Source organism: Nocardioides sp. InS609-2 (assembly GCF_023208195.1).
Lineage (GTDB): Bacteria > Actinomycetota > Actinomycetes > Propionibacteriales > Nocardioidaceae > Nocardioides.
On record NZ_CP060034.1, the window covers coordinates 2,693,633 to 2,709,974 of the forward strand.

Consider the following 16,342-nt stretch of genomic DNA (forward strand, 5'->3'; position numbering starts at 1 on the left):
AGCCATGAAATCAACTGCTGTGGTCGCGGTCCGCGGCCTGACCAAGTCGTACGGCGGCCGCGTCGTCGTCGACCACCTCGACCTCGACGTAGACGCCGGTGAGGTGGTCGGCCTGATCGGCGCCAACGGCGCCGGCAAGACCACCGCCGTCGAGTGCATCCAGGGCCTCCGGCGCCCCGACAGCGGCACGATCAGCGTCCTCGGGCTCGACCCGGTGCGCGATGCCGGGAAGCTCCGGCCGCTGATCGGCAGCCAGCTGCAGAGCTCGGGCCTGCCCGACCGGCTGCGCGTCGCCGAGGCGGTCGAGCTCTTCTCCGGGCGCCGGGCCCGGGACGCCGACCTGCTGCTCGAGCGGTTCGGACTCGGCCATCGTCGCAAGTACGCGTTCGGCACCATGAGTGGTGGCGAACGGCAACGGCTCTTCCTGGTGCTGGCGCTGCTCAACCAGCCCCGCCTGGTGATCCTTGACGAGCTCACCCAGGGTCTCGACCCGTCAGCCCGTCGCGAGGTGTGGAGCGCCGTCTCCCAGCTGCGAGAGGCCGGCACCACCGTCTTGTTGGTGACCCACGAGCTCGACGAGGCCGAGGAGCTGTGCGAGCGGGTCGTGGCCATGCGCGCCGGCCAGGTGCTCGATGCGGGCACCCCGGCGGAGCTGGTCGCCCGGCACGCGAGCTGGGCGACGGTGCGGTTCGCCCTGCCGTCAGGTCGCGCGTCCGAGTCGCTCGACGCCCTGCGCCGGCTGCCCGGAGTCGCCGACGTCGCGAGGTACGGCGACCAGGTCACCGTCCACGGCGAGCGGTCCGTGATCGCCCACGCCGGCGCCTGGCTCGTCTCACGCGGCCGCATCCCCGACGACCTGCGGGTCGAGGTCCCCGACCTCGAGACCGCCCTGCTCGCCCTGCTCGACTCACCCGCCCACCACGAGACCGGAGCTGCCTGATGTCCACCGAGACCCTGACCCGACCGACGCCCGAGGCGGTGCCCGCAGTCGACGTGCCCACGCGACGGCACCGTTCGGCCACGCGACGCCTGGTCGCCGCCGAGCTGCGCCTGCTCGGGCGCGACCCGATGACGCTGACCTTCGTGCTCGTTTTCCCGATCGTGACGATGCTGATCATCGGCGGCTCGTTCGGCACCACCCCCGACGAGGTGTTCCCGGTCAACCCGTCGCACTGGTACGTCGCGTCGTACCTCACCGTCGTCATCGGCGCGACCGGCCTGATCATGTTGCCGGTGCACATCGCGTCCTACCGCGAGCGCGGCGTGCTACGTCGGTTCGCAGCCTCTGGGTTCCCGCGCTGGTCCTTCGCCCTGGCCCAGCTGGTCGTCGGTCTCGTCGCGATCGCGATTGCAGGCACGCTGCTGCTGGCTGTCGCGGCTCCCGTGTACGGCGTGCCGACGGTCGAGGACCCGATCCGGGCCGCCCTCGGGATCGTGGTCGGGTCGGTGTTGTTCGTCAGCATCGGTGTGTTGCTCGGCACCCTGCTGCCGTCGGCTCGCGCCGCCCAGGCCATCGGGTTGCTGCTGTTCTTCCCGTCCTTCCTGCTCGGCGTAGGTGGCCCGCCACCGGCAGTGATGAGCCCGGCACTGCGCAACATCGCCGACTGGCTGCCGCTCGCGATGGCCAACGACACGATCCGGCAGCCGTGGCTGGGGATCGGCAACGCGACCGGGACGCTGGCGCTGGTGGCCGCGCTGGCCGTTGTCGCGACCGCCTTGGCCGCGCGTCGTACGGCGCTGTGAAGACGGGCGCGTTGGTCAACACCATGGCCTGCTGTGCGACGCCCTGCAAGCACGTTGGCAGCGTTGCCGGCACCCGCGAGACGAACCCCGGCATGGCTTCGCGCCGACGCCTTGCCACGGCACGCACCGAACGCCGCTCGCGACGGCCGAGCGCTGACCAACACGCCCTAGGATCGCGGCCATGATCGATCGGGCAGCGCGCACGGTGGCCCCGGCCGCCGTCGCGCTGTTCGTCGTGATCGGTGTGCTCTTGAGCGTGCAGCCGAAGCTCCTCGCCGCCGTGGCCGGACTGGTGGCGATCGCCGTTTGTGTCGTGCTGTCCATCCGCGCGACGACCGGCTGGTCGCTCGTGGTCGGCGCGCTGGTCGCGGCGGCCGGCGTCACGGTCGTGTGCCACACCCAGCCCTCGAACCTGGGCTGGTTCACCGTCTGCGTGCTGGCCGGCTGGTGCGCGCTCGCGGCCTCGACCACGGCCGCGGCGACGTACGGCGGCGCGACGGTCCTCGGGTTCGTGGTCCAGTGGCTGCTGCTCAGCGACGAGCCGGGCTGGGGTGCCTGGATCGCCGGCACCGTGTTCACCACCGTCGCGTGCGTCTTCGCCCGGCGGCAACGGGTGTTGCTGGACCAGCTGCGAGAAGCCCAGGCCGGGCTCGCCGACAGGACTCGTGCCGAGGAGCGCAACCGCATCGCCGCCGAGATGCACGACGTCATCGGGCACGCGCTGACGGTCTCCTTGCTGCACGTCAGCAGCGCGCGGCTGGCGATGGACGAGGATCCCGCCGAGGCCCGGGCGTCACTCGAGGAGGCCGAGCGGCTGGCCCGCAAGAGCCTGGACGAGGTCCGCGCGACGGTCGGGCTGATGCGCTCATCCTCGCCCGACGCCGTTCCCCTGCCCGGGGCGGCCGATCTCGGAGAGCTGGTCGAGTCGTTCCGCCGCGCGGGCACACCTGTCTCCCTCGAGGTGGTGGGCGATCCGGCCGCGCTGACATCCACCTCCGCGCTCGCGGTCTACCGAATCGTGCAGGAGGCGCTGACCAACGTCGCTCGTCATGCCCCGGGCTCGGTCACCTCCGTGGCTGTGCAGATCGCGGCCGCCGACACCCGGGTCACCATCGAGAGCGACGGCCCGCCTGCACGTCGTACGACGGACGGCGTGGGGTTGCTGGGCATGCGCGAGCGGGCTGAGACCGTGGGCGGTCGCCTCAGCGCCGGACCGGCCGGCCGGGGCTGGCGCGTCGAGGCGGTGCTGCCGGCATGACCGGGACGGTGCGGGTGCTGCTCGTCGACGACCAGGAGCTGATCCGGACCGGGCTGCGCGGCATCCTGCGCACGCGGTTCGGATTCGAGATCGTGGGCGAGCTGGCCGACGGCGCCCGGGTCGTCGAGACCGTGGCCGAGACGCATCCCGACGTGGTGCTCATGGACATCCGGATGCCCGGCGTCGATGGCGTCACGGCCACCCGGCTGGTCCGTGCCGTCCCGGGCGCCCCGCCGGTGCTGGTGCTGACGACGTTCGAGGACGAGGAGGTGCTGGCCGGTGCCCTGCGTGCCGGCGCGGCCGGCTTCCTGCTCAAGGGAGTGCCGGCCGAGGACCTGCAACGCGCCGTACGCGAGGTCGCCGAGGGTGGTGCCTGGCTCGACCCGGCGGTCACCGCGCGGGTGCTTCAGGCCTACCGCGACGGCGGCGCGGTGAACGGACCGACGCCGGCTCTCGACGTGCTCACCCCCCGCGAGCGCGAGGTGCTCGCCCTGATCGGAGCCGGCCTCAGCAACTCCGAGATCGCCGGCCGGCTCACCCTCGGTGAGGGCACCGTGAAGACCCATGTGGGGCACCTGTTCGCCAAGCTGGACCTGCGGGACCGGGCAGCGGCGGTGGTGTGGGCCTTCGACCACGGCCTGGTCCGGCCCGGGGAGCGCTGACACCCGGGAGCGATGCTCCCGAGACAATCACCGCTCCGCGGCGGGCTACGAGCTAGGGCGCGTCCGTCAGGCCCGTCAGGTGTTCGCTGAGCGAGTCCATCGTGTCGTCGAACGCGGACTCGAGGTCGACGTCGTACACGTCGGCGAGCGCCATGACCGACCAGAGGCAGTCGGCGAGCTCGTGCGCGAGAGCCTCATCCAGGTCGTCACGGGGTCGGACGCCGGCCTTCCCCTGCACGAGCTTGGCCAGGTCGCCGACGTCCCCGAGAAACCCCAGCATCAGCTCTTCCTCGGTCCAGGCACGCCCGTAGCGGGCCGCCTCGAACTCGGCGTACTGGGCGCGGACGGCACGCGCCTTCGTCCTCATCTGCTCGAAGTCCATCGGGCCAGTATCTGTTACCCCTGGATCCCGCCGGCCTGCTCAATCCGGGGCGAGGTGTGTAGCCGCGTGGCAGTCTTGCGCCCATGGCGTTGCATGTGGGGCGAAGGTTCAAGCGGGTGCTCATCGAAGGGGCCGGCTGGCTCCTCGTCCTGCTCGGCATCGCTGCGCTGGTGCTGCCAGGCCCCGGCCTGCTCGCCCTGTTCGCCGGACTGGCCCTGCTGGCCACCCAGTACGAGTGGGCCGAGAAGCGGCTGGAGCCGGTGAAGAGGCAGGCCCTGCGCACCGCTGCCGACAGCGTCGCCTCGTGGCCGCGCATCCTGATGTCGGCGCTCGGCGTGGCCGGACTCGTCGCCGTCGGCATCACCTGGGGACTCCGCGCCGACGCCCCGAGCTGGTGGCCGCTGTCCGACTCGCTGTGGCTCCCGGGCGGCTGGGGCACCGGCATCTCGCTCATCGTCTCGGCGGCGATCGCAGCCGGCATGATCATCTACAGCTACCTGAACTTCCGCGAGATCCGCGAGGAAGAGGCCGAGGGGGATGACGTCCAGGCCACCAGCGCGACCGAAGGCTGAGGCACCCCTTCGGACGGCGCGGTCTGTTGCGTCGGGTGCAAGGCTGGGGGCATGGGTCCACGCCCCGCAGGACGCGAAGGGATGATCGTTGCCGTCCGCCCCTCGGGCGCGCGTCCGGCCGTGGCTCTCCTGCGTGCGGCGCATGCCGGTCCCACCTTGGCAGTCACGACGATGACTGCCGCGCTCGCCCTGGCCGGTGACCTTGCCCCCGGACGTGCGTCCCTGGTCACTGCCGCCGTACTCGCCGGGCAGCTGAGCATCGGCTGGTCCAACGACCTCGTCGACCTTGATCGTGACCGGTGCGTACGACGCAGCGACAAGCCGCTCGCCACCGGTGAGCTGTCGCTCGGTGTGACGCGGTTGGCCTGCGGCGCCGCGGTCGCGACGACTGTCGTCCTCTCCCTGGCTTGCGGCTGGGGGGCCGGCCTCCTCCACCTGGCGCTCGTCATCGCGGGGTGGAGCTACAACCTCGGTCTCAAGTCGACACCCTTCTCCTGGGCGCCGTACGCGGTGGCCTTCGGTGGCCTGCCGGTCTTCGTGATCCTCGCCGGGCCGGGCCTCGGCATGCCGGCTGCGTGGGTGCCGCTGGCCGCCGGCATGCTGGGCGTCGGAGCACACCTCGTGAACGCGTTGCCCGACCTCGCCGACGACGAGGCCACCGGTGTGCGCGGGCTGCCACACCGACTGGGTGCCCGCTGGACACCGCGTGTGGCCGTGGCGATCCTCGTCGCCGCCTCGGCCGTGATCACCGCTGGCACCCGCTCGGTGTCCGGGGCGGTGTCGCTCACGGCGCTCACGCTGGTGGCCGCGCTCGCCGTCGCGGCACTCGTCGGTCGAGGCCGCGCGCCCTTCCGGGCCGCCGTGGCCATCGCCCTCGTCGACGTGGCGCTGCTGGTGGCCTCGCGGTGACCGGGCAGGAGCGTTGGGACGTCGTCGTCGTGGGAGCCGGACCAGCCGGTGCCACTGCGGCGATCGCCGCACTGGCGCGGATGCCCGGGGTGCGGGTGCTCCTCCTCGACCGCGACGACTTTCCCCGAGACAAGAGCTGTGGCGACGGCATCGCCCCGCAGGCCCTCGACGTTCTCGCGGGTCTCGGAGTCCACGACGTCGTCGAGGGCTGGGAGCCCGTGCGCCGGCTCGACCTGTCTCGCGGCGGCACGCGGGTCGAGGGGCACCTTGCTCGCCCGGTGTGGGTGGTGCCCCGGTCGGTGTTCGACGCTCGCCTGGTGGGCCGTGCCGTGGAGGCCGGTGCGTCCTTGGTGCGGCATCGGGTGCGGCACCTGCGCACCACCGATCGCGGCGTGGTCATCGACGACCAGTTCGTCGCCCGGGTGGTGATCGGTGCCGACGGAGACCAGTCCGTGGTCCGTGATTCGGTTGGCTCCCGGCTGCGCGGTCAACGCGCCATCGCCATCCGCGGCTATGCGCCCACCGCCGGGACCAGGCGTGGACTCCAGCTCATTCGTTACGGGGAGCGCCGGCAGCCGTCGTACGCCTGGGCCTTCGACCGGGGGGACGGGCAGTCGAACGTCGGCTACGGCGAGCTCCTCGACTCCGACACCGGACTCTCGAAGGCACTCCTGCTCGACCAGCTGGAGCAGCTGATCCCGGGCGCCGCGACCTCGGGCTCCGAGTGGCGCGCCCATCACCTACCGCTCTCGGGATGGGGCCGCGGCGCGGGACAGCCGGACGGACCCGTGCTCCTGGTGGGCGACGCTGCCGGGCTGGTCAACCCGATGACGGGCGAGGGCATCTACTACGCGGTGGCCACCGGCGCGATCGCGGGGCGGATCGCCGGGGATGCCGTCCGGCGGGGTCAGCCCGACGTGGCCGGCGCCGGGCACCGAAAGGCCGTGGGCTCTCTGCTGGGCCGGCACCTGAAGCACACCTGGACCGCCGCCCGACTGTCCCGGAGCGCCCGGGTGGTCGAGGCGGGTATCGCAGCCTCGGCCCGAGACCGTCGGGTCTTCGACGACCTCGTCGAGCTCGGCCTCGGTGACGGGCGGCTCACGCCACGACTGGTCGGCGGGCTGGGCCACGAGCTCCTGGCCAGTCGCGCCGGGCACCGAGTCATGAACAGGGAGATCTGACCATGCGCATCCTGTCCGTTCGCGGCGCCGTGCCGGAGCACCGGTATCCCCAGGCCGAGATCACCGACGCCTTCGCCGAAGTCGTCGGCACGTCGGGTGGCGCCCTCAACGAGCGTCTCCTGCGTACCTTCCACGGCAACGCCGGGGTCGAGCACCGGCACCTGGTGCTGCCGCTGGAGGAGTACGCCGGGCTCGGGAGCTTCGACCGGGCCAACGACCTCTTCCTCGAGCACGCAGTCGACCTGGGTGCCCAGGCGCTCGTGGACGCCCTCAAGGCGGCCGACCTGACACCCAGCGCCGTCGACCTGATCATCTCCGCCACCGTCACCGGGCTCGCTGTGCCGTCGCTGGACGCCCGGATCGCCGCGGTGGTCGGCCTCCGGCCCGACGTGAAGCGGGTGCCGCTCTTCGGCCTCGGGTGTGTCGCGGGGGCGGCCGGCGTGGCCCGGCTGCACGACTACCTCACCGGGCATCCCGACCAGGTCGCGGTGCTGGTGGCCGTCGAGCTGTGCTCGCTGACCGTGCAACGCGATGACGTGTCGGTCCCGAACCTGGTGGCCAGCGGGCTCTTCGGCGACGGCGCGGCCGCCGTCGTGGCGAGCGGTGCGACGACCGGCGGTCATACAGCCGTGCTCGACAGCCGGAGCCGGCTCTACCCCGACTCCGAACGCACCATGGGATTCGACTTCGGCGGCAGCGGGCTGCGCATCGTGCTCGACGCGCAGGTGCCGGCGATCGTGGGTAGCTACATCCGCGAGGACGTCGACCTGTTCCTCGAGTCGCACGGGCTCACCCGGGCCGACATCGGCTGGTGGGTCTGCCACCCCGGTGGACCCAAGGTGATCGACGCCCTGCGTGACGCCCTCGACCTGACCGATCACGACCTGGCCCTTACCCGGACCTCGTTGTCCGAGATCGGCAACCTCTCCTCTGCATCGGTGCTGCACGTGCTGTCCGACACCCTGGCCCACCGACCGCCGCCACCCGGCTCGCACGGCATGCTGATGGCCATGGGCCCGGGCTTCTGCTCCGAGCTCGTGCTGCTGCGGGCACCCTCGGGAGGAGAGTCGTGACGACACTGACGGCCTTCGTGGTCGTGGTCGTGCTGGTCGCCCTGGAGCGGCTGGCCGAGCTGGTCGTCTCCAACCGCAACGCCGCGTGGAGCCTGGCCCACGGTGGCCGCGAGACGGGTCGGGGCCACTACCCGGTCATGGTGCTGCTGCACACCGGCTTCCTGGTGGCGATGCTGGTCGAGGCGTTCGTACGCAGCCCGGTCGTGTCCGAGGGCTTCGCCTGGGCGATGGTCGTGGTCGTCGTCGTCGCCCAGTGCCTGCGCTGGTGGTGCATCCTCACCCTCGGCGAGCGTTGGAACACACGCGTCATCGTGGTGCCCGGCCTCCAGCTCGTCCGGTCCGGCCCTTATCGCTTCTTCCCCCATCCCAACTACGTCGCAGTCGTCGTCGAGGGCATCGCGCTGCCGCTCGTGCACGCCTCCTGGATCACGGCCCTCGTCTTCACCGCCGCCAACGCCGCGCTGCTCACCGTGCGCATCCGGGTCGAGAACGAGGCCCTCGCCCATGCGTGACCTACTCATCGCCGGCGGCGGGCCGACCGGTCTTGCCGCAGCCCTGTACGCCGCCCGCGCCGGCCTCGACGTCGAGATCCGCGAACCGCGCGCCGGTGACATCGACAAGGCTTGTGGCGAAGGACTGATGCCCAGCGCCGTCGCCGACCTCGCCGACCTGGGTGTCCGGCTCGACGGGCACCCGATCGCCGGGATCCGCTACGTCGACGGCACCAGCAGCGCCGAGGCCACGTTCCGTCACGGCCCGGGCATGGGTGTTCGGCGTACGGCACTCCATGCAGCCTTGCGCGAGCGAGCGGCCGCGGCCGGTGTCACCACAAGCCCCTCCGCCGTGCACGAGATCGTCGACCGGGGTGACCACCTGCTCGTCGACGGCGAGGCCACGCGCCACCTGATCGCAGCCGACGGCCTGCACTCGCCGGTGCGTCGCCGGCTCGGGCTGGACGGTCCGCCGCCCCGGCAGCGCCGCTACGGACTGCGGTGCCATGTCCGGCTCGCCCCCTGGACGCCGTACGTCGAGGTGCACTGGGGCGCCAGGGGCGAGGCCTACGTGACGCCAGTGGGCCACGGCCTGGTCGGGATAGCCGTGCTCAGCGCCGAGCGCCGCCCGTTCGAGGACCTGCTGCGCGACTTCCCGGCCCTGGCCGAGCGGTTGGCCGGCCAGCCGCGGACGCGGGTCCGCGGTGCCGGCCCGCTGCGACAACGGGTCAGGGCTCGGGTCAGCGGTCGGGTCCTGCTCGTGGGCGATGCCGCCGGGTACGTCGACGCGTTGACCGGGGAGGGCATCGCCCTCGGGCTCGCCCAGGCGCGCGCGGCGGTCGCGGCGGTCAGCGACGGTGAGCCGGACCGCTACGAGGAGGACTACCGCCGGTTGGGCCGGCGTCACGACCTCCTCACCCACTCACTGCTCGTCGCCACGAGCGTGCCCGTCCTGCGCCGCCGGATCGTCTCGGCCGCCCAGCGCATGCCGGGTCTGTTCGGGGCGGCCGTCGACCAGCTCGCGAGGCCCGCATGACCACACCACCACAGGAGCTCGTCGTACTGCTTGCCGACGACGGCACCCCGATCGGCACCGCCCCCAAGACCGAGGTGCACCACCGCGACACCCCGCTGCACCTGGCGTTCTCGTGCTACCTCTTCGACCCCGACGGCCGGCTGCTGCTGACGCGCCGGGCCTGGAGCAAGCGCACCTGGCCCGGCGTCTGGACCAACAGCTGCTGCGGCCACCCGGGCCCGGAGGAGGCCGTGGCGCTGGCCGTCGAGCGTCGCGTGCAGCAGGAGCTCGGCGTCCGCATCACCGACCTGCGCCTGGTGCTGCCCGATTTCCGCTACCGCGCCGAAATGGCCGACGGCACGGTCGAGAACGAGGTCTGCCCCGTGTACACGGCCAGATGCGACGACCCGGCTGCGCTGGCGCCAGACCCAGACGAGGTGGCCGAGCATGAGTGGGTCGACTGGGTTACGTTCCGCGACGACGTCACCAGTGGCCGGCGCGACGTGAGCCCGTGGTGCGTCGAGCAGGTCGCGGCACTACCGGACTGACAGCCCGATCACCGCGACGGTCCCGGCGCCCGCAAGGATGAGCGATGCCGCCGACGCCGCGACGACGTCGAGCCGCTCGGCGCTGACGGTCTCGCCCGCCGACGACAGCGACACCGTGCCGTCGAGTACGGCGACCAGCAGGTCAGCCTCAGCCGGCAGGCTGACCGGCTCGCCGTCGACCAGGTGCACGACCTCCATCGTGGCGGCGCACCGCCCGCGTCGGGTCATCACGTTCAGGTCGACCGTCGGGCCGCCGATCTCCGCCGTCGTGTCGCTGTCGCCGGAGAAGGTGAAGGGCTCGTGCAGCCGCAGCGCGTGCTCGACGCCGTCGACGGACAGCGCGAAGCCGGGTCCGTCCACCACGACGATGATCCGGTCGACGCCGGCAAAGGACGAGAACGGTCCGCCGGCGTCCACCTCGGCAAAGCTGACCCGCCAGTCGAAGTCCTCCCCGTCAGCAGGGGAGCGGGTCACCTCCGAGGTGATGCCGCCGCCGTTGCGCCACGGCATCCGCTGGTGGTCCGAGCGCCGGTGCACGACGAGACGAGGAGCCCGGACGACGACCACCTTGCCGGCGGCGTGGCCCGTCTCGACCGCGGCCACCGCGTCGGCGGCCTGCTCGAACGGGTACGTCGCCGACACCACCGGGCTGAGGTCGCCCGCGGCGATCAGGCCGGCCAGGTGCGCGAACACCTCGGTCGTACGACGCCGCTCGACGCCCGACCCGCCGGCCTCCTTCGCCGCGGCCGGGGTGGCGATGCTGATCACGCGCGCGGGGTCCGTGACGAGGGTGAGGGCATCGGCCAGCACCGGGGCGCCGACCAGGTCGAACACCGCCGCGACGCCCTCGGGTGCGATCGCCCGGACCCGCTCGGGCCAGCCGTCACCGGACTCGACGTGCGTCGCGCCGAGGCTGGCGACGAGCTCGGCCTTGGCGGCGGAGGCCAGCGCGACGACGCGCAGTCCGCGCAACCGGGCGAGCTGGCAGGTCGCCGTACCGACTCCGCCACCGGCACCCGTCACCAGCAGTGTCTCGCCGGGCACCAGTTCGAGTTGGTCGAGCGCGTCGTGGGCGGTGCCGACCGACACCGGGATGCAGGTGGCCTGCGCATCCTCCACGCCATCGGGTACGACGGCGCTCGAGGCCGCGTCGAGGAGCACCAGCTCGGCCAGCCCGCCGGTGCCGGAGACGGTCTGCCCGAACACGCGTTGGCCAGGCACGAAGCCGACGACCCCGGCGCCGACCGATTGCACGACGCCGGCTGCCTCGCGGCCCATCGCCATCGGGAAGACGACCTCCACGTTGTCCTTGCGGAGGCCGGACCGCACCTTGATGTCTGCCGGGTTCACCCCGGCGGCCGTCATCTCGACGAGCAGCTGACCCGGGCCGGGCACCGGATCGGGGCGGTCGAGGTGCTCCTGCACCTGTGCGTCGCCGTACTCACCGAAGCCGTAGATGCGCATGCAGGTGAGCCTAGGCGGCGACCTCAGACGGCCCAGCGCACCGACTCGTCCACCTGGTCGGCAAGGCGGGACACGCCCCTCATCGTGGGATGCCGCTCGAGCAGCGAGGTGACGGCAATCGCGTGCCTCGCGCTCGAGCGCACACGCAGGTCGGTGCGGGGGTCGGCAGGGTCTCGGCCCGATGCCTTCTCGTTCATGGGACAACGATGCCCGCCGGTAGTTGCGCGCCGGTTGAGCCGACGTAAGCATCAGGTAAACGCACAGCGGCCCCGGTCACAGGGACCGGGACCGGGGCCGCCGAGCAGTGCGGGATGCGGACGAGTCAGCCTCGGACGCAGCCGCCCGCCAGACCGACCTTCTTCAGGCCGGCCAGGTCGCCGGCACCGAAGAGCGACCGGAAGAAGCCGTCGCTCCAGGGCAGCATGTCGGTCGAGTAGTACATCAGCTGGGTCTGACCGGCGGCGTTCTGGTCGGTGTGGTCGAGACCGAAGGAGTGCCCGATCTCGTGCAGCAGGGTCATGCCCAGGGTCGCCCGGCTCGGGGAGTCGAGCGCGAGGTCGACGGCCTGGTTGGGGCCCGGCACCGTGGCGTCGGTGTTGACCGTGACGCCGGTCTGCTTGACGCTCAAGACCCGGCCATGTTTGTCCCGGCCCAGACCGAGCTTGACCACCTGGCTGACCGCGACGGCGCCCACGAGAGCGGGACGCTCTGCCTGGGTGGCCCACGCGATGACCAGGTCGGTGTTGCGGTCCTGCTTGCGCAGGCCCTGCGGGATGGTGTGGGTGCGGCCGGTGTACTTGAACTGCACACCGGTGGCCGCGGTGAACTGGCCGAGCACCGAGTTGATGATCGGCAGCACGCCGTCGCCGATGTCGTCGAGGTTGAGCTTGTAGCGGACCGTCTGGCACGGGTTGAGGCGTTCGCGGAGGCCATGGTTCTTGATCAGGTTGTGGTCGCTGGCCATGCCGCGGGCGGCGTAGCTCGGGACGACGTTGACGCTGTGCGCCTTGAACGCGCGCTTCTGGTGCTTCCTGGTCTGGGGGGCCACGACGCGCACCTTGTGCGTGCCGTACCAGTCCCAGGTGCCGGTGAAGCTGTAGTTGCCGTCGACGGCCTTGGTCTTGTTGAGCTTCTTCCATCCGTTGGGTGCCTTGTACTGGAGCAGCAGCTTGCGCTTCTTCGAACCGTTGATCGTGCCGGTGAGCGCGTAGCCGGTGCCGGAGCCGGAGACCCACGTGTCGGTCACCCAGGTGACGCTGCCTTTCGTGTGTTTCCGGCCGGGCCTGGCCTCGGCAGGCGCGGAGGTCACCGACACCGCAAGGAACAGGGAGGTCAGCAACGCGACGAGCGCTTGCCTCGTATGACGACTGGACATGGGTCCCCCTCGATGAATGAGCATTCAGGGCAGATGCGCCACCTGGGCGGCGGGCTGAACCTGCAGGTCGCAGGCTACGCGACGCCGGCGACGTTCTCGGCGGGACATGGCGGATGGCGGCCCGGCCGCTCACGCAGGAGCAATCCAGTGCCGCCATCCAGGACCCGACCAGCAGCCGCCGCCCTCGCGACCGGCTCCGGGGGGTTGGACCGGTGAGCAAAGGGCGCCGCCGAGCCGGTTTCCCTCGATCCAGCGTATTCCTGTCGGTGGGTTTTGGGCAGGGGTGAGTGACCTCGCGGATACTGCTCGCATGGCTTCACGACGTACGCGCCGGAACTGGTGGACCCTGCTGGTCGTGGTGGTCCTGCTCAACACGCCACTGCTGATGTCGCTGGCCACGAAGGCCAGGATCTCGAGCAGCGGGACGGTGGTGACCGCGGAGGTCCTCGGCGGCCGGTTGTTCGGCACCGAGGCCGACCCGGAGTACTGGCTCACCTACCGGTTCGACGGGTCCGTCGACAAGGACCGCGAGCAGTTCTCCGAGGAGGTCACCCGGGCGACGTACAGGGCGGCCAACGTCAGCCGCGAGCTCGCGGTGCGAGTGGTGCCGAGTGACCCGACATCGCACGCCGTCGAGGGCGCCACACCGCGGCGGCTGGGTCTGTGGATCACTCTCGGCGCCGACGCGATCGTGCTGCTGGTGGTGCTCGTCGTGTGGCTGCGACGGCGTTCCCGACCCGAGGACGTTTCGGACCCGATGCCAGACTCGTCGCCATGACGTCTTTCGCGAGCTTCACCGCCAATGCCATCGACGGTCGCCCGGTCGAGCTGTCCGACTACGCCGACAAGGTGGTGCTCGTCGTGAACACCGCCTCGCAGTGCGGCTTCACGCCGCAGTACGAGGGCCTCCAGAAGCTGCACGAGGAGTACGCCGACCAGGGGTTCACCGTGCTCGGCTTCCCGTGCGACCAGTTCGGCAACCAGGAGCCCGGCAGCGAGGGCGAGATCGCCACGTTCTGCGAGAGCAGCTTCGGCGTCTCCTTCCCCATGTTCGCCAAGGTCGAGGTCAACGGCGACGCCGCGCACCCGCTCTACCAGTGGCTGCGCGAGGAGAAGGGCGGCCTGCTCGGCAGCAAGATCAAGTGGAACTTCACCAAGTTCCTCGTCGGCCGCGACGGCTCGGTCATCAGCCGCTACGCGCCGACCACCAAGCCGGAGTCCCTCGGTGGCGACATCGAGAAGGCGCTCGCCTGATCTTCTCGTTGGTCGGGTAGCGAGCGCCAGCGAGCGTATCGAGACCTGCATCCGGCCCGCGGGATCGCGCCGGGGTGACTTGCCCGTAACCACGCAGGCAGTGGAGGGTGGCTGACATGGCCGCCACCACCTCGTCGTACTCGATCACCATGCGGCTGCACACCGCCCCCGACCACGGGGTGGTCGGGACGGTCGCCACCACGATCACCGAGTGCGGTGGCATCGTCACCGCGATCGACGTGGCGGAGTCGCGCCACGACCGGCTGGTGCTCGACGTCACGTGCAGCGCGTCGGACTCCAACCACTCCGAGGAGCTGGTGGCAGCGGTCGCCGAGCTCGACGGTGTCGAGGTCTACAAGGTCAGCGATCGCACGTTCCTGCTGCACATCGGCGGCAAGATCGAGGTCAACTCGAAGGTCCCGCTCCGCACCCGCGACGACCTGTCGATGGCCTACACGCCCGGCGTCGGCCGCGTCAGCATGGCGATCTACAACAACCCGGCCGACGTCTCGCGACTGACCATCAAGGGCAACAGCGTCGCGGTCGTCACCGACGGCTCGGCCGTCCTCGGCCTCGGCAACATCGGCCCGGGTGCCGCGCTGCCGGTGATGGAGGGCAAGGCCGCGTTGTTCAAGCGGTTCGCCAACATCGACGCGTGGCCGATCTGCCTGGCCAGCCAGGACACCGACGAGATCGTCAAGGCGGTCGAGATGATCGCGCCCGGATTCGGCGGCATCAACCTCGAGGACATCGCCGCACCCCGCTGCTTCGAGATCGAGGCCCGGCTGCGCGAGTCGCTCGACATCCCGGTCTTCCACGACGACCAGCACGGTACGGCGATCGTCGTACTCGCCGCTCTCACCAACGCCCTCCGGGTGGTCAAGAAGGACCTCGCCGGCGTGCGACTCGTGGTCTCCGGCGCGGGCGCGGCCGGCACCGCCATCGTGACCCTGCTGCTGGCCGCCGGTGCCGATGACGTGGTCGTCGTCGACCGCTTCGGCGCCCTGTCGGCCGACGACGAGACGCTTTCGGAGGCGCACGCCGAGCTGGCGAGCGTCACGAACCCGCGCCGGGCGACGGGTTCCCTGCAGGAAGTGCTCGTCGACGCGGATGTCTTCGTCGGCGTCAGTGCCCCGGGCATCCTGAAGCCCGAGTGGATCGACGACATGGCGACCGACCCCGTCGTCTTCGCCCTGGCCAACCCCGACCCGGAGGTCGACCCGGCCGAGGCCGGCAAGCGGGCGGCCGTCGTGGCCAGCGGCCGCAGCGACTACCCCAACCAGATCAACAACGTGCTCGCGTTCCCCGGCGTCTTCCGCGGCCTGCTCGACGCGCGTGCCTCCGAGATCACCATCGACATGCTGCTGCGCGCCGCCACCGCGATCGCCAGCGTGGTCACCGACGAGGAGCTGAACCCCAGCTTCATCATCCCGTCGGTGTTCAACGCCGACGTGCCCAAAGCCGTCGCCGCCGCGATCCGTGGAGACAAGACGACGCAGGCCTGATCGCTGTCACCGCTCCGAAGGCCGGCGCCGGGACGTCATACGAATCGTGGACCCGCTTCCACGATTCGTATGACGTCCCGGCGAGCCCGAGCGACCTACGAGTCGGCTGACTCCTGAGCCACCAGCGCGGCGCCGATGATGCCGGCCCGGTTCTGAAGCTGCGCGGCCACGATGGGGGTGCGGATGTCGATCAGGTGCAAGAAGTGCTCGGCATCGCGGCTCACGCCGCCGCCGACGACGAGGAGGTCGGGCGTGAAGAGCTTCTCGACGGTCCGGTAGTAGACCGTCAGGCGGTCACCCCACTCCTCCCACGACAGGTCCTCCTCCTCGCGGATGCTGCTGGCGGCGCGCTTCTCGGCGACGTGGCCGTCGATCTCGAGGTGGCCGAGCTCGCTGTTCGGCACCAGCACGCCGTCATGGATGAACGCCGACCCGATGCCGGTGCCGAGGGTGGTGAGGATGACCAGGCCGCGCTTGTGGTCGCGCGCCGCGCCGTACCGTGCCTCGGCCAGTCCGGCGGCGTCGGCGTCGTTCATGACGTGTACGTCGCGGCCGGAGGCCTGGGTGAACACCTCGTCGGCGTCGACGTCGATCCATGACTTGTCGATGTTGGCGGCGCTGCGCACGATGCCGTGCTGTACGACGCCCGGCACGGTCACGCCGACCGGACCCGTGGCGTCGGGGTGCTGCTTCATGATCTTCTCGATCAGCTCGGCGACCACGTCGGCGACCGCGTCGGGCGTCGACTTCCTGGGGGTCTTGATCTTGACCCGGTCGCCGGCGAAGTCACCCTTGGTGAGGTCGACGGCCGCGCCCTTGATGCCGCTGCCGCCGAAGTCGATGCCGAGGGGCATGCCGTCTGAAGTCTCGTGCGCTGCCATGCGCGCAGCCTTCCCGGAACGGCCCCCGC

At 71.3% G+C, this 16,342-nt stretch carries 19 protein-coding genes; 14 read left to right on the forward strand and 5 right to left on the reverse strand.

Translation table 11 applies throughout. The annotated features are described in order from the left end of the window. Window positions 1-4: 4 nt before the first annotated feature. The 4 genes from H4Q84_RS13945 to H4Q84_RS13960 all read left to right on the forward strand — a co-directional run bounded on the left by H4Q84_RS13945 (window position 5) and on the right by H4Q84_RS13960 (window position 3,663). Window positions 5-940 carry an ABC transporter ATP-binding protein gene (locus H4Q84_RS13945; protein WP_248579696.1) on the forward strand — a complete coding sequence of 312 codons (936 nt, stop codon included), beginning with the start codon at window positions 5-7 and terminating at the stop codon, window positions 938-940. Beyond that, window positions 940-1,743: an ABC transporter permease gene (locus tag H4Q84_RS13950; protein ID WP_248579697.1), complete on the forward strand. Its 804-nt coding sequence runs from the start codon at window positions 940-942 to the stop codon at window positions 1,741-1,743. The genes H4Q84_RS13945 and H4Q84_RS13950 overlap by 1 nt, the downstream gene beginning before the upstream one ends. Window positions 1,744-1,924: 181 nt before the next feature. Next, window positions 1,925-3,001 carry a histidine kinase gene (locus H4Q84_RS13955; RefSeq protein WP_248579698.1) on the forward strand — a complete coding sequence of 359 codons (1,077 nt, stop codon included), beginning with the start codon at window positions 1,925-1,927 and terminating at the stop codon, window positions 2,999-3,001. Further along, window positions 2,998-3,663 carry a response regulator transcription factor gene (locus H4Q84_RS13960; protein WP_248579699.1) on the forward strand — a complete coding sequence of 222 codons (666 nt, stop codon included), beginning with the start codon at window positions 2,998-3,000 and terminating at the stop codon, window positions 3,661-3,663. Before H4Q84_RS13955 ends, H4Q84_RS13960 begins: the two co-directional genes overlap by 4 nt. A 52-nt stretch (window positions 3,664-3,715) precedes the next feature. Here H4Q84_RS13960 and H4Q84_RS13965 read toward each other — a convergent pair whose 3' ends face one another. After that, complete coding sequence (locus tag H4Q84_RS13965; RefSeq protein ID WP_248579700.1) at window positions 3,716-4,045, reverse strand: MazG nucleotide pyrophosphohydrolase domain-containing protein; 330 nt, start codon at window positions 4,043-4,045, stop codon at window positions 3,716-3,718. 83 nt (window positions 4,046-4,128) lie between these two features. Between H4Q84_RS13965 and H4Q84_RS13970 the strand changes: the two genes are divergently transcribed. The 7 genes from H4Q84_RS13970 to idi are packed head-to-tail and all read left to right on the forward strand — an operon-like array spanning window position 4,129 to window position 9,834. Further along, window positions 4,129-4,617, forward strand: a complete 489-nt coding sequence (locus H4Q84_RS13970; protein ID WP_248579701.1) for a PGPGW domain-containing protein — start codon at window positions 4,129-4,131, stop codon at window positions 4,615-4,617. Between the two features lie 51 nt (window positions 4,618-4,668). Next, window positions 4,669-5,526: a UbiA family prenyltransferase gene (locus H4Q84_RS13975; protein ID WP_248579702.1), complete on the forward strand. Its 858-nt coding sequence runs from the start codon at window positions 4,669-4,671 to the stop codon at window positions 5,524-5,526. Continuing rightward, a complete protein-coding gene (locus H4Q84_RS13980) occupies window positions 5,523-6,707 on the forward strand; it encodes an NAD(P)/FAD-dependent oxidoreductase (protein ID WP_248579703.1) in 1,185 nt (394 codons plus the stop codon). Before H4Q84_RS13975 ends, H4Q84_RS13980 begins: the two co-directional genes overlap by 4 nt. A 2-nt stretch (window positions 6,708-6,709) precedes the next feature. After that, window positions 6,710-7,780, forward strand: a complete 1,071-nt coding sequence (locus tag H4Q84_RS13985; protein WP_248579704.1) for a 3-oxoacyl-[acyl-carrier-protein] synthase III C-terminal domain-containing protein — start codon at window positions 6,710-6,712, stop codon at window positions 7,778-7,780. Next, window positions 7,777-8,292, forward strand: a complete 516-nt coding sequence (locus H4Q84_RS13990) for an isoprenylcysteine carboxylmethyltransferase family protein (RefSeq protein ID WP_248579705.1) — start codon at window positions 7,777-7,779, stop codon at window positions 8,290-8,292. Before H4Q84_RS13985 ends, H4Q84_RS13990 begins: the two co-directional genes overlap by 4 nt. Continuing rightward, the gene (locus tag H4Q84_RS13995; protein WP_248579706.1) at window positions 8,285-9,307 is read left to right on the forward strand and encodes an FAD-dependent monooxygenase; all 1,023 of its coding nucleotides are present in this window, start codon (window positions 8,285-8,287) and stop codon (window positions 9,305-9,307) included. Before H4Q84_RS13990 ends, H4Q84_RS13995 begins: the two co-directional genes overlap by 8 nt. Beyond that, on the forward strand, window positions 9,304-9,834 hold the full coding sequence (gene idi / locus H4Q84_RS14000; protein ID WP_248579707.1) for an isopentenyl-diphosphate Delta-isomerase: 531 nt from the start codon (window positions 9,304-9,306) through the stop codon (window positions 9,832-9,834). The genes H4Q84_RS13995 and idi overlap by 4 nt, the downstream gene beginning before the upstream one ends. On the opposite strand, the gene H4Q84_RS14005 is transcribed toward idi, so the two are convergent. The 3 genes from H4Q84_RS14005 to H4Q84_RS14015 all read right to left on the reverse strand — a co-directional run bounded on the left by H4Q84_RS14005 (window position 9,823) and on the right by H4Q84_RS14015 (window position 12,673). Continuing rightward, entirely contained in the window at window positions 9,823-11,298 is a 1,476-nt protein-coding gene (locus H4Q84_RS14005; RefSeq protein WP_248579708.1) for a HutD family protein, read from the reverse strand. The two genes, idi and H4Q84_RS14005, sit on opposite strands and share 12 nt — an antisense overlap. A gap of 23 nt (window positions 11,299-11,321) precedes the next feature. Next, the gene (locus tag H4Q84_RS14010; RefSeq protein WP_248579709.1) at window positions 11,322-11,495 is read right to left on the reverse strand and encodes a hypothetical protein; all 174 of its coding nucleotides are present in this window, start codon (window positions 11,493-11,495) and stop codon (window positions 11,322-11,324) included. Between the two features lie 125 nt (window positions 11,496-11,620). After that, window positions 11,621-12,673 carry a hypothetical protein gene (locus tag H4Q84_RS14015; protein ID WP_248579710.1) on the reverse strand — a complete coding sequence of 351 codons (1,053 nt, stop codon included), beginning with the start codon at window positions 12,671-12,673 and terminating at the stop codon, window positions 11,621-11,623. A gap of 310 nt (window positions 12,674-12,983) precedes the next feature. Here H4Q84_RS14015 and H4Q84_RS14020 point away from each other — a divergent pair, with 310 nt between their 5' ends. The 3 genes from H4Q84_RS14020 to H4Q84_RS14030 all read left to right on the forward strand — a co-directional run bounded on the left by H4Q84_RS14020 (window position 12,984) and on the right by H4Q84_RS14030 (window position 15,432). Further along, window positions 12,984-13,451, forward strand: coding sequence for a hypothetical protein (locus H4Q84_RS14020; protein WP_248579711.1), 468 nt, complete (start codon window positions 12,984-12,986; stop codon window positions 13,449-13,451). Further along, window positions 13,448-13,927 (forward strand): glutathione peroxidase, encoded by a 480-nt coding sequence (locus H4Q84_RS14025; protein ID WP_248579712.1) that lies wholly within the window; start codon window positions 13,448-13,450, stop codon window positions 13,925-13,927. The genes H4Q84_RS14020 and H4Q84_RS14025 overlap by 4 nt, the downstream gene beginning before the upstream one ends. A 116-nt stretch (window positions 13,928-14,043) precedes the next feature. Further along, a complete protein-coding gene (locus tag H4Q84_RS14030; RefSeq protein WP_248579713.1) occupies window positions 14,044-15,432 on the forward strand; it encodes an NAD-dependent malic enzyme in 1,389 nt (462 codons plus the stop codon). Between the two features lie 95 nt (window positions 15,433-15,527). Here the strand turns inward: H4Q84_RS14030 and ppgK are convergent, their stop codons facing one another. Beyond that, window positions 15,528-16,313: a polyphosphate--glucose phosphotransferase gene (ppgK, locus tag H4Q84_RS14035; protein ID WP_248579714.1), complete on the reverse strand. Its 786-nt coding sequence runs from the start codon at window positions 16,311-16,313 to the stop codon at window positions 15,528-15,530. Between the last annotated feature and the right edge of the window lie 29 nt (window positions 16,314-16,342).

Excerpts from the sequence above, each read along its gene's own strand:
- H4Q84_RS13975 (WP_248579702.1), top strand. The coding sequence starts at position 4,669 with ATGGGTCCACGCCCCGCAGGACGCGAAGGGATGATCGTTGCCGTCCGC.
- H4Q84_RS13985 (WP_248579704.1), top strand. The coding sequence starts at position 6,710 with ATGCGCATCCTGTCCGTTCGCGGCGCCGTGCCGGAGCACCGGTATCCC.
- H4Q84_RS13945 (WP_248579696.1), top strand. The coding sequence starts at position 5 with ATGAAATCAACTGCTGTGGTCGCGGTCCGCGGCCTGACCAAGTCGTAC.
- H4Q84_RS13970 (WP_248579701.1), top strand. The coding sequence starts at position 4,129 with ATGGCGTTGCATGTGGGGCGAAGGTTCAAGCGGGTGCTCATCGAAGGG.
- H4Q84_RS13960 (WP_248579699.1), top strand. The coding sequence starts at position 2,998 with ATGACCGGGACGGTGCGGGTGCTGCTCGTCGACGACCAGGAGCTGATC.
- H4Q84_RS14010 (WP_248579709.1), bottom strand. The coding sequence starts at position 11,495 with ATGAACGAGAAGGCATCGGGCCGAGACCCTGCCGACCCCCGCACCGAC.
- H4Q84_RS13955 (WP_248579698.1), top strand. The coding sequence starts at position 1,925 with ATGATCGATCGGGCAGCGCGCACGGTGGCCCCGGCCGCCGTCGCGCTG.
- ppgK (WP_248579714.1), bottom strand. The coding sequence starts at position 16,313 with ATGGCAGCGCACGAGACTTCAGACGGCATGCCCCTCGGCATCGACTTC.
- H4Q84_RS13950 (WP_248579697.1), top strand. The coding sequence starts at position 940 with ATGTCCACCGAGACCCTGACCCGACCGACGCCCGAGGCGGTGCCCGCA.
- H4Q84_RS14005 (WP_248579708.1), bottom strand. The coding sequence starts at position 11,298 with ATGCGCATCTACGGCTTCGGTGAGTACGGCGACGCACAGGTGCAGGAG.
- H4Q84_RS13965 (WP_248579700.1), bottom strand. The coding sequence starts at position 4,045 with ATGGACTTCGAGCAGATGAGGACGAAGGCGCGTGCCGTCCGCGCCCAG.
- H4Q84_RS13995 (WP_248579706.1), top strand. The coding sequence starts at position 8,285 with ATGCGTGACCTACTCATCGCCGGCGGCGGGCCGACCGGTCTTGCCGCA.
- idi (WP_248579707.1), top strand. The coding sequence starts at position 9,304 with ATGACCACACCACCACAGGAGCTCGTCGTACTGCTTGCCGACGACGGC.
- H4Q84_RS14015 (WP_248579710.1), bottom strand. The coding sequence starts at position 12,673 with ATGTCCAGTCGTCATACGAGGCAAGCGCTCGTCGCGTTGCTGACCTCC.
- H4Q84_RS14025 (WP_248579712.1), top strand. The coding sequence starts at position 13,448 with ATGACGTCTTTCGCGAGCTTCACCGCCAATGCCATCGACGGTCGCCCG.
- H4Q84_RS14030 (WP_248579713.1), top strand. The coding sequence starts at position 14,044 with ATGGCCGCCACCACCTCGTCGTACTCGATCACCATGCGGCTGCACACC.
- H4Q84_RS14020 (WP_248579711.1), top strand. The coding sequence starts at position 12,984 with ATGGCTTCACGACGTACGCGCCGGAACTGGTGGACCCTGCTGGTCGTG.